The organism is Streptomyces nanshensis (assembly GCF_001751255.1).
GTDB lineage: Bacteria > Actinomycetota > Actinomycetes > Streptomycetales > Streptomycetaceae > Streptomyces > Streptomyces nanshensis_A.
The window spans coordinates 1-10,329 of the sequence record NZ_LJGW01000400.1; the positions used below are offsets into that span (position 1 = coordinate 1).

11 protein-coding genes are annotated in these 10,329 nt (G+C 73.5%); 3 read left to right on the forward strand and 8 right to left on the reverse strand.

Annotation, left to right across the window (positions count from 1 at the left end):
• The 3 genes from AN218_RS25015 to AN218_RS25025 form a co-directional block, all read right to left on the reverse strand.
• A partial coding sequence (locus AN218_RS25015; protein ID WP_107421566.1) for a PTS transporter subunit EIIC occupies window positions 1-1,617 on the reverse strand: 1,617 nt, incomplete at its 3' end.
• Between the two features lie 98 nt (window positions 1,618-1,715).
• Window positions 1,716-2,672 carry an N-acetylmuramic acid 6-phosphate etherase gene (gene murQ, locus AN218_RS25020; protein WP_070019188.1) on the reverse strand — a complete coding sequence of 319 codons (957 nt, stop codon included), beginning with the start codon at window positions 2,670-2,672 and terminating at the stop codon, window positions 1,716-1,718.
• 358 nt (window positions 2,673-3,030) lie between these two features.
• Window positions 3,031-4,080, reverse strand: coding sequence for a MurR/RpiR family transcriptional regulator (locus AN218_RS25025; protein ID WP_079132561.1), 1,050 nt, complete (start codon window positions 4,078-4,080; stop codon window positions 3,031-3,033).
• A gap of 154 nt (window positions 4,081-4,234) precedes the next feature.
• Here AN218_RS25025 and AN218_RS25030 point away from each other — a divergent pair, with 154 nt between their 5' ends.
• Together AN218_RS25030 and AN218_RS25035 are read left to right on the forward strand one after the other, a co-directional pair.
• Complete coding sequence (locus AN218_RS25030) at window positions 4,235-4,591, forward strand: hypothetical protein (RefSeq protein WP_070019189.1); 357 nt, start codon at window positions 4,235-4,237, stop codon at window positions 4,589-4,591.
• 148 nt (window positions 4,592-4,739) lie between these two features.
• On the forward strand, window positions 4,740-5,057 hold the full coding sequence (locus tag AN218_RS25035) for a DUF4031 domain-containing protein (RefSeq protein WP_070019190.1): 318 nt from the start codon (window positions 4,740-4,742) through the stop codon (window positions 5,055-5,057).
• Here AN218_RS25035 and AN218_RS25040 read toward each other — a convergent pair.
• The 5 genes from AN218_RS25040 to AN218_RS25060 form a co-directional block, all read right to left on the reverse strand.
• Window positions 4,963-6,192 (reverse strand): Cmx/CmrA family chloramphenicol efflux MFS transporter, encoded by a 1,230-nt coding sequence (locus AN218_RS25040; protein WP_070019191.1) that lies wholly within the window; start codon window positions 6,190-6,192, stop codon window positions 4,963-4,965. The genes AN218_RS25035 and AN218_RS25040 overlap by 95 nt on opposite strands.
• 160 nt (window positions 6,193-6,352) lie before the next feature.
• The gene (locus AN218_RS25045; protein WP_070019192.1) at window positions 6,353-6,916 is read right to left on the reverse strand and encodes a TIGR03086 family metal-binding protein; all 564 of its coding nucleotides are present in this window, start codon (window positions 6,914-6,916) and stop codon (window positions 6,353-6,355) included.
• A gap of 407 nt (window positions 6,917-7,323) precedes the next feature.
• Entirely contained in the window at window positions 7,324-8,007 is a 684-nt protein-coding gene (locus AN218_RS25050) for a hypothetical protein (RefSeq protein ID WP_070019193.1), read from the reverse strand.
• Entirely contained in the window at window positions 7,997-8,596 is a 600-nt protein-coding gene (locus tag AN218_RS25055; RefSeq protein ID WP_244900682.1) for an RNA polymerase sigma factor, read from the reverse strand. Before AN218_RS25055 ends, AN218_RS25050 begins: the two co-directional genes overlap by 11 nt.
• A 198-nt stretch (window positions 8,597-8,794) precedes the next feature.
• A complete protein-coding gene (locus AN218_RS25060; protein WP_070019194.1) occupies window positions 8,795-9,574 on the reverse strand; it encodes an HD domain-containing protein in 780 nt (259 codons plus the stop codon).
• 109 nt (window positions 9,575-9,683) lie between these two features.
• On the opposite strand from AN218_RS25060, the gene AN218_RS25065 reads away from it, so the two are divergent.
• Window positions 9,684-10,329, forward strand: a 646-nt coding sequence (locus AN218_RS25065) for a copper homeostasis protein CutC (protein WP_244900684.1), incomplete at its 3' end; no start/stop codon positions are given.

Sequence of the window (10,329 nt, forward strand, 5' to 3'; positions counted from 1 at the left end):
AGCCCCACCCGCACCCGCGCCCGCGCCCGCGCCCGCACCCGCGGCTGCCCCCGCGGGCACGCCCGCCGATGTCTCCGGCGCCGAAGTCCCCGTCCCCGGCGCCGCGTTCAGTTCGTGCAGCATCTGCTTGCTGAAGCCGAAGAAGTACGTCGCGACGAAGCCCGCGAGATAGCCCACGGCCATCCCCAGCGCGTACACGGCGGCCACGGCGCCCAGCCCCTGGTTCCCCTTGAGCAGCGGGAAGAGCGCCCAGCCGGACGGTCCGATCGCGGTGGAGCCCACGGAGGTGCCGAGCTGGTGGAAGAGCCCGACGGTGCCGCCGCCGACGGCGCCGCCCACGCACGCGGTGACGAACGGCCGCCCGAGCGGCAGCGAGACACCGTAGATCAGCGGTTCGCCCACGCCCATCACCCCGGCCGGCAGCGCGGACTTGATGGTCTTGCGGATGGAGGTGTTGTGGCGCAGCCGTACGTACACGGCGATCGCCGCGCCGACCTGGCCCGCGCCCGCCATCGCCAGTACGGGCAGCAGTACCGTGAAGCCGTCCTGCTCGATCAGCGTCGTATGGATCGGGATGAGCGCCTGGTGCAGCCCGAGCATCACCAGCGGCAGGAACAGCCCGCCGAGGACGAAGCCCGCGAGGCCGCCGCCGTGCAGGAGCAGCCAGTTGGCGAAGTGGCCGATGCCGGTGGCGACGATGCCGCAGACGTACATCAGGCCGAAGAGGGTGACGAGTCCGGAGACGAGGACGGTGACGGTCGGGGTGACCAGGACGTCCACGGCCTCCGGCACATGGCGCCGGCACCACTTCTCGACGTACACCGCGAGCAGCGCCGCGAGCAGCGCGCCGAGCACGCCGCCCTGTCCCGGCGTGAGTTTCTCGCCGAACGCGGAGACCTTCGAGACCCCGGCGAAGACGATCACGGCCGCGGCGGCGCCGCCCAGTACGGGCGTACCGCCGAACTCCGCGGCCGTGTTGATGCCGACGAAGACCGCGATCAGCGACATGAAGCCGGTGGAGATCGCCGTCAGCGCGGGCACGATGCCGGCGGCCCAGGGGGCGCTGCCGCTGCTGACGAGGTTGGTGAGGATGCCGTTGATGCCGGCGACGATGCCGCAGCCGATGAGCGCCGGGATCAGCGGGACGAAGATGTTGGCGACGCGGCGCAGCATCTGCTTCACGGGGGTGGCGTTCTTCCGTCTGCGCGCCGCGCGGATCTCGGCGCCGCGTTCGGCCAACGCCTCGGCGGTGACGGGGGGTTCGCCCTCCGCGCCTCCCGCGGGCGCCGCGACGCCCGCGACCCCCGCGACCCGAGCACTCCCCGCCGCTTCCCGCGGATCGGCCCCGTCCGCCGCCGTCTGCCGTGCGAGGGCCTGGAGTTCGGCGGTGACCCGGGAGACCTTCCCCGGGCCGAGCACGATCTGGTACGTGTCGTCGTCCTCGACGACGCCCACCACGTCCGGCAGCGCCCGCAGCGGCGCGTCCTGCACCAGCGAGCGGTCGGCCAGGCCGAGCCGCATCCGGGTCATGCAGTGGGTCACGGAGACGATGTTCTGCGCTCCCCCGACGAGGGGGAGCAGAACCTCGGCGATCTGGCGGTTCTTGTCTGTGCTCATGGGCGCGGTCGCTCTCTGGCTGTCCGGGAGGCCCGGAACGTGGTGCGGTCGAGCGAGCTAGCCGTTGCCGGCGGCGGCCAGCCGCTTGCCCTCCACTGTCAGCCCTGACCGGTCGCCGCGCGGAGCGCAGCCCGCAGATGACCGTCGGCCTCGGCGAGCAACCGGGCCGCGCTGCGGCCGTCCACGCCCGCGAGAACGATCAGAATCGCGTTCTTCACCTCGTCGTCCGCTTGAGTGAGAGCGTCCTCGATCGTCGCGTCGTCGGCTCCCGTCGCGAGGGCGACGATGCGCCGTGACCGCGCCCGCAGCTTCTCGTTGGAGGCCCGCAGATCGACCATGAGGTTTCCGTAGGTCTTGCCCAGCCGGATCATGGTGATCGTCGAGAGCATGTTGAGGACGAGCTTCTGCGCGGTGCCCGCCTTCAGCCGGGTCGAGCCGGTGAGCAGTTCGGGTCCGACGACGACCTCGATGCGTACGTCGGCGGCGTCGCCCAGGGGCGAGTTCGCGTTGCAGGAGAAGCCCACGGTGAGTGCGCCGTGCGTGGTGCGCGCGTACTCGACGGCGCCCACCGCGTACGGGGTGCGCCCGGAGGCGGAGATGCCCACGACCGTGTCGTCGGAGGTGAGCTGGAGTGCGTCGAGATCGGCGGCGGCCAGCTCCTTGCTGTCCTCGGCGCCCTCGACGGATCTGCTCATCGCGCCGGGGCCGCCGGCGATCAGTCCGACCACGTCCGACGGGTCGGTGTTGAAGGTGGGCGGGCACTCGCTGGCGTCCAGCACGCCCATGCGGCCGGCCGTGCCGGCGCCCGCGTAGATGAGCCGGCCGCCGCGTGCCATCCGCTCGGCGGTGGCGTCGATGGCGGCGGCGATCTGCGGAAGCTGCTCGCCGACGGCACCGGGGACGGTGGCGTCCTCACCCTGCATGATCCGGGCGATCTCCAGGGTGGGCAGTCGGTCGATTTCGGACAGTTCGCTGCGGAACGCCTCCGTGGTCAGCGTCTCCAACTGTGCGCGCAGTTCGCTGTAGGAGGGAGGAGTGTCGGCGGTGGAGGTCATGGAGAGGAGCGGCTCTTTCTGGCTCGCGGACGCGGATGCGGGTGGTTCGGATGCGGGTTGCGGATGCCGTACGCCCGGGGGCCGTGCGACGGTCCCGGGATGCGGATAACGGACGCGGAGCCGGTCCGGACACGCACGCCTGAACCGAACGGACGCCAACGGACGCGAACGGACGGACGCGGACCCCGGACGGATCCGGTGCGGGGGCCCCGCGGGGCCGGGCACCGCGCGGTTCGTGCATCTCCGCTCGGGCGCCTGTGCGGCAGCGTCGGCCAGCCCGGGCCGGGTCCGGGTCTGGAACGCGCATGCCGTGGGCGGCGCCCGTGGTGCTGCTCCGGCGGTGCTTCCCGCTGTGCGCTCAGCGCGGGCGCGGCGAGTGCCGGTGCGCGAGCGCCTCGTAGGAAGCGGAGAGCGCGGGAGCCGCACTCTCGTACGTACGCTGCGCCACGCCGATGAACAGGCAGTCCACGACGAGGAGTTGGCTCGTACGGCTGGACATCGCGGCCGGCCGCAGCTCGCTCTCCCGCGCCGTCGAGGTCGTCAGTACGTGGTCGGCGTACTGGGCGATCTCGGCGTCCGCGCGCCCCGTGATGGCGATCGTCGTGGCGCCCTGGTCGAAGGCAGCGCGCAGCGGCTCGATGACGTCGACGGTGCCGCCGGAGTGCGTGATGGCTATCGCCACGTCGCCGGCGCCGAGCTGCACGGCGGTGGTGACCGCCAGATGCGGGTCGGCCTCCGCGTGTGCGACTTGTCCGATGCGCAGCAGCTTCTGTGCGAGGTCCTTGCCGACGAGACCGGAGGCTCCCACTCCGTACACGTCGACGCGGCGTGCGCCGACCATGGCGGTGACGGCGGCCTCGAGCTGCACGGTGTCCAGACCGGCGGCGGTGTCGGCCAGTGTCTGCCGCTCGTCGTGGGCGAGCTTGGCGACGACGTCGGCGATGGGGTCGTCCACCGCGATGTCGGCGGTGACGGAGGGGGCGGCGCCGGACTCCTGCTGTGCCGCGAGGCCCGCGAGCGCGAGCCGCAGATCGCGGTAGCCGGGGTAGCCCAGCATCCGGGAGGTCCGTACGACCGTGGCCTCGCTGGTGCCGGTGCGTTCGGCGAGGCCGGTGACGGTGAGCTGTGCGCATCCCGCAGGGTCTGCCGCGACGGTCTCGGCGACGCGCTGCATGGAGCGGGTCATCGACGGGGCCATGGTGCGCACCTTGGCGGCGAGGGCGCCCGGTCCGGGCGGACCCGGCCTGGTGCCCGGTGCCGGGCGGGCGGCGGTGCGCTCGGTGCCCGCGCCACGGGGGGCGGGGTGGGGCGAGCCGCCGTGCGGGGTGTTCGCGGCAGGGCCGGCGCCGCCGGGTCTGGCGTGCGTCCTGCCGTTCCTGGCGAAACTTTCCTTCAGGTACGTGGTCATCGCTGGAAGGTAATTTTCTCGACGCGTCCGCGTCAAGTGATGCGTCCACCGCTCCGTCATGCCTCCTCCCCGGGATCTTCTCAGCGCCTCCGCCGGGCCGGTGCACTGGCCGAGACGGCCCCGGAGCTCCCGTCTTCTTTGGTGCAATGGAGACATGGACCAGCTCGAGCAGACACTTCACACGGCCCGCGCCCTCGTACTCGCCGACCTGGAGGCGGGCAAGGTCGCGGAGGCCGATGTGGTCTCGCTCGTGGAGGAGGCGGTCTCCCACCGCAGATGGTGGGTCGAGCAATGGCCGGACGGCATCGCGTTCGTGAACGGGCTGATAGCGCAGGACGTCCAGGACGCCCTCCTCGACCGGTACGGGCGCTGGCCGCTGTGCCCGGTCTGCATCGGCGCCGACCCGCACGCGCTGGAGATCGAGCCTCCCCTCGGCGAGAACCCGCACTGGGTGTGCAGCAAGACCACGACGTCGGTCGCGCGCGTGGGGACCCTGAACAAGTGGCTCTGAGGGCGCGGCGCTTGGGGGGTGACGGGGGCGTTCCGGAGGTCGTACCGATGGTCGTACGCGCGGCCCTACCCGTGGCCGTATCCGTACCCGTACCCGTGGCCGTACGTACGGACGTACGCGCTCGTCCCCGCCGCCCGGCGGCGGCCCGGTGACCGTCTACATCGATCCGCCCGACTGGCCCGGCGCCGGACGTCTCTGGTCGCATCTGGTCAGCGACGTCTCCTTCGACGAGCTGCACGACTTCGCGGCCGGCATCGGCTGCCCGCGCCGCGCCTTCGACCGCGACCACTACGACGTGCCCGGCACCCGCTACGCCGCGGCCGTCGCCGCCGGAGCCGTCGAGGTCGGCAGCAAGGAGCTGCTGCGCAGGCTCACGGACGCGGGCCTGCGGCGCCCACGGAGGCGGGGGCCGCCGCGGGGCAGTCGAGAGAGCGGGCGCGACGGCGCCGGTCCCGCCGCCGGGTGAGCGAGGCGAGGGCCGTCGTGCCGACGCCCGCGGCGGCGAGCGCCGCCCCCGTCCAGGCCACCGCCTGATATCCCCACCCCGCGCCGATGACCAGGCCGCCCAGCCAAGGGCCCATGGTGTTGCCGATGTTGAAGGACGAGGTCGTGGTCGCGCCCGCGAGCGTGGGGGCGGCGTCGGCCTCGTTGAACATGCGCGCGTTGAGCGCCGGTGCCGTCATGAAGGCCGTCACGCCCAGCAGCAGCGCGAGGCCGACCGCCGCGACCGGGCTGCGGGCGAGCAGCGCCAGCAGGGCCAGGGCGCAGGCCGAGGCCGCGATGCCGCCGTAGATCGTGCCGAGCAGATGGCCGTCGGAGATCCGTCCGCCGATGACCGTGCCGATGAGCCCGCCGGCGCCGAAGAGCGCCAGCACCGTGGGCAGCCGGTGCTCCGGCAGCCCGGAGACCTCGGTCAGGAACGGGCCGAGATACGAGAAGACCGCGAAGACCGCGGCGGCGTTGAGCGCGATGGTCACGACGTTGAACCACACCTGCTTGTCGCGGTAGATGCCCAACTCGCGGCGCAGCCGCGGCCGTTCCGCCCCCTTCGCCGGGTCCGTACGCGGCACCAGCGCGATCACCCCGGCCAGCGCGAGCGCCGACAGCGCCGCCACGGCCCAGAACGCCGAGCGCCACCCCGCGTGCTGTCCGAGCAGCGAACCGGCGGGCACGCCCAGGATGTTGGCGGTGCTCAGTCCGCCGATCATCACCGCCATCGCACGGGCCCGCGCCGTCACCGGTACCAGCGACACCGCGACCGCGGCGCCCACCGCCCAGAAGCCCGCGCACGCCAGGGCGCTGACGATCCGCGAGACGAAGAGCACCCCGTACGTGGGCGCGAGCGCGCCGGCGACCTGGCCGAGGGCGAAGAGGGCGAGCAGCGTGATCAGGGTCAGCCGGCGCGGCAGCCGCAGCGTCGCGGCGGCGAGAACCGGAGCGCCGACGACCATCCCGACCGCGAACGCGGAGACCAGCAGCCCGGCCTTCGGAATGGAGACGTGCAGATCGCGGGCGATGGGCTGGAGGAGGCCCGCGAGCATGAACTCCGAGGTGCCGAGCGCGAAGACCGATATCCCCAGGACGAGGACGGCCGGCGGCATGCGCTGCCGCGTGCGCGCGGGCGGCGGTTCGTTTCGCATGCCTCGGCCAACCACCGCGCGGGCGGCGGCATTCCACGGTCGGCACTCCACGGCGGCGCCCGCGACGGTACGCGGACGACCGCCGGCCCGCCCGTGCCTCAGCAGGCCGGCACGGGTGCGATCAGGGACGGCGTCCCAGCAGTGCCACCAGCCGGTCCTGCGGAACCGCGTCGTCCGGCACGGGCACGGGCGGTTCGAAGATCCCCGCCTCGTGCCAGCTCCCGGCCTGCGGCGCGATGTGGTCGTAGACCGCGTCGGCCAGCTCGTCCGGCATCCGCGACCGCACGCCGAGGCCCTGCGCCAGGTCCCAGCCGTGCACGGTGAGGTCGGTCGTCATCTGCCACGCGTACTCCGTGGCCGGTGTCTTCCCGCCGGTCACATGGACGTCGCCGCGCAGTGCGCCCTTGCGGTGGAAGGCGGAGTGCGAGGCGCTGCCCGTCTGCTCCCACATGGCCACCGGGGCGTCGCCGACGACGTCGCCGTCGAAGCGGTCGCCCACCTCGGCGAGGGTCTCGCCCCTCAACAGGTGCGGCGCCCAGAGGTGTTCGCCGACCAGATGGTTGACCAGGTCCTTCACGTTCCAGTCGCTGCACGGGGTCGGCTCGTCCCACTGCCGTTCGTCGACCTCGTGGACGAGCCGGTCCCACTCCCTGTAGGCGCTCTCGAAGGCGTCGATCAGTTCCATGCGTCAATGGTGCGCCCGCCGCCGCGGACGGCATCCCGGGGCGGCCCGACGGGGTGCGGAGCCGGAGTTCGCACCGTTCCGGCGGGGCGGGCCGTCGCGACGCGCTGTGACGCAGGTCTCACTGACATGTGTCATACGGCAGGCCGTCGCCGTACGTGTAGCGGATGTCCCCGCCCTGGAGGGGCGAGGACGGCAGCGCGGCCCACGGGCCGCGTTTCTCGGGGGAGTGCCGGGGCGCCCGTGGCGGGCGGCGTGGCCTGTTGGACGTACAGGCCGAGTGGCGAACGGTCACGCGCCGCACGCCCGGCGTCCCGACACCGCCGTACGGAAGCCGTCCCGCGGGACCGGGCGTACGGGAGCGGGTGTACGGGAGCTGCGGCACGGACCGTGCGTACGGCGCCGCGGCCTCAACTCCCTTGCCCGTGGGGCTTCTCCGCCCCCGAGCAGAGGCGTACCTCCTTCGTGTTGCGCGTCCGCACACCCGGCAGCCAGCCCTCCGCCCGGGGGCCCTTGCCGTCGGCGGCGGCCCGTTCGACGCGGTACCAGCGGCGCGAGGAGACGCCGTTCTCGTCCGTCACGAGCTGTCCGTCGGTCACCACGCAGCTCGCGGTGAGGACGTCGCCGTGCCAGACGCGCGCCGCCGAGTTGTCCGGCGCCGCGTACGGCTTGTACGGGTTCTTCGCGACGCGCAACGCGCACTCCAGGGTGCGCAGTTCGCGGCACGCCTTCTCGACGTTGTGCACCCGCAGCCTGACCGGATCCGAACGTCCCGGCGCCGAGGCGCTCGACGACGGCCCGTCGGCCGCGGTGCCCTGCACCGACCCCACGCCGTCGGAGGGCGAGACCAGCCACCACGTACCGCAGACCACGAACGCCACCGCCGCCGCGGCCACGGCGATCACGGTCATCGGCAGGGGCCGCCGGCCCGGCCGGGACGCACCCGGCTTGCCGGACGGGACCGGAGTGACATCGTCCGGACGCGGTGTGCGGACCCGTTCCCAGAGGCCGTCCGGCGGCTCGATCACCGCGTCGGCCGCCCGCAGTTGCTCGCGCAGAGCCGCAGCCGTCTCCTCGCGTCGCTCAGCACGCATGCCGTTCTCCTCCCGCGCGGCCCGCACGGGGACGCAGCGCGCCCCGCAGCTTGTCGAGCGCGCGTCTGCGCGTCAGGGCCACCGTGCCGCGGTGCAGCCCGAGGATGCGCGCGGCCTGGTCGATCGTGTAGCCGTCGAGGTCGACCAGGACGACGACGCCGGCCTGCCGTACGGTCAACTGCCGCAGCAGCCGTACGGTCTCCAGCTCCGACGAGCGCCGCTCCAGCCCGCCGTCGTCCCACTGCGCGCCCGGCGGCGCCCCCGGGCCACCGCCGCCGGCCCGCCCCTCGTCGCCGAACTCGACGTCGGCGACGAGCACATGGCGCCGCTCCTTGCGCCAACTGTCGCGGACCACGCTGAGGAGGGAGGAGAAGGCGTAGGCGTACGGCTCAGGATGGGCGAGGAACTTCTCCGGCCGTGCGGCCAGCTTCAGATAGACCTCGTGCACGGCGTCCTCGGCCGACTGCCGCGACCCGGCCAGCATGGCGGCCCGCCGGTAGAGCCTGTGGAGCAGCCCGCAGAAGACCTCGTCGAACGACGGGTCGGGGGAGTGGGCGTCCTCGCCGGTGGTGGTGGAGTGAGTGACCACGTGGCCTGCGATCCTCTGTGATGAGTGGCCTCTTGGCTGTCGGGCGGTCCCGGGACGTCCCGCGTGGAACGTCGCGCGCGGTCCGGTCCCGCGTGCTTCTCGGCCGTGGGGGAGCGGCATCGACCGGGCCGAGCCGGGCAGTTCAGGGTGCTAGCAACCTCCCGTGGTCGCAAGTCGGTCTTCGGACGTTGGCCGTCGTCATGTCCCGCTTTGTCTCTCCCGGCCGCCTTTGACCAGCAGTTCCATCTCGGTCTCCAGATTCCGGCGCGCGACGTGCTCCCAGTGCCGCCGTCCGTACGGGGTGCGGAACAGCCGTGGCATACCGAGGAGTTGGCGCAGCACGGCGGCACGCCCCTCGGTGAACGGGCCGTCCGGCACGAAGCCGTACTCCTCGCGCACGGCCGCCGCGTACCGGGCGTACTCGGCGGGCGACCCCGCCAGCACCGCCAGATCGGCGTCGCACAGCAGCTCGCCGTCGGCGTCGCCCTCGTCGGGGTCGTGGGTGACGGTGAGGCGTACCAGGCGGGCGACCTCGTCCGTACGGGACCGCCCCACCCCGGCCTCGGGGAGGGCGCGTTCGGCGAGGGCGGCGCTGCGCTCCTCGTTCTCGCTGCGGTCGGGGCGGTAGACGGCGTCGTGGAACCAGACGGCGAGCAGCACCGTGGGGAGGTCGGCCTCCGGTGTGTGCGGGGCGAGTTCGTCGACGCGGTCGAGCACGTCGAGCAGATGCCCGGCGGTGTGGTAGCGGCGCTGCGGCTCCGACCAGCGCTCCAGCAGCTTCTGTCCGTACGGGGCCGGGTCGGGCTCCCGGGCGCCGTCGCGGGCGCTGACGAGGAGCGCGGACCAGCGCGAGAGGAGGCGGTCGCGGAGCGCGGGGTCCGGAGCGGGAGCGGGCCCGGTGCCCGAACCGGGGGCGGGGGTTTCGGGGGCGGGCGCGCTCCCGCCGCCCGCGGTGCCGGATGCGTCGTTCGTCGCCATGCACGCGATTGTGCCCGCGGGCGGTGACACCGACGTCCCGGGGAGGACCCGGCCGGGATGTCGCGATGTGGCGTTCCGGACGGGAGGCGGCATGTGACAGAGTGCCAAGGTGTCTAGACCACTTGCCGGGCCGCTGCTCGAAGTGATCGTGCTCGACGCGGAGGACGCCCGCGCCGCACGCGACGGAGGCGCCGACCGCCTCGAACTCATCGCCGACATGGCGGCGGACGGGCTCACGCCCAGCCGGGAGACCTTCGCCCGCGTCCGTGCCGCCGTCGCACTTCCCGTACGCGTCATGCTGCGCGACCGCACCGGATTCGCGACCGGCGGCGACGCGGCGCTGGACGCGCTGTGCGAGCGGGCACGGGAGCTACGGGCCGAAGGGGCCGACGAGTTCGTCATGGGGTTCCTGGACGAGGCGGGCCGCGCGGACGTCCGCGCGCTCGCGGCGCTGGACGAGGCGGTCGCCGGCTGTGCGTGGACCTTCCACCGTGCCGTCGACCGCGCGGCCGACCGCGACCGGCTGCGCAGAGATCTCGCGGAGTCGGCGAACGGACGGGCCGGGGGTCTGGACTCCTACCTCACCGCGGGCTCGGCGCACGGCGTCGACGCGGGCATGGACGTCCTGCTCGCGGAGGCGGCACGCACCGCCGCGTCCGAACCCGGCTACGCGCCGCGGATCATCGCGGGCGGCGGTCTGCGCCTCGACCATGTGGCGCGGCTCGCCGCGGCGGGCGTCACCGCCTTCCACATCG

Bases quoted from the DNA above. Each gene is read 5' to 3' on its own strand.
- murQ (WP_070019188.1), bottom strand. From the start codon at position 2,672: ATGACCTCCACCGCCGACACTCCTCCCTCCTACAGCGAACTGCGCGCA.
- AN218_RS25025 (WP_079132561.1), bottom strand. From the start codon at position 4,080: ATGACCACGTACCTGAAGGAAAGTTTCGCCAGGAACGGCAGGACGCAC.
- AN218_RS25030 (WP_070019189.1), top strand. From the start codon at position 4,235: ATGGACCAGCTCGAGCAGACACTTCACACGGCCCGCGCCCTCGTACTC.
- AN218_RS25040 (WP_070019191.1), bottom strand. From the start codon at position 6,192: ATGCCGCCGGCCGTCCTCGTCCTGGGGATATCGGTCTTCGCGCTCGGC.
- AN218_RS25045 (WP_070019192.1), bottom strand. From the start codon at position 6,916: ATGGAACTGATCGACGCCTTCGAGAGCGCCTACAGGGAGTGGGACCGG.
- AN218_RS25050 (WP_070019193.1), bottom strand. From the start codon at position 8,007: ATGCGTGCTGAGCGACGCGAGGAGACGGCTGCGGCTCTGCGCGAGCAA.
- AN218_RS25060 (WP_070019194.1), bottom strand. From the start codon at position 9,574: ATGGCGACGAACGACGCATCCGGCACCGCGGGCGGCGGGAGCGCGCCC.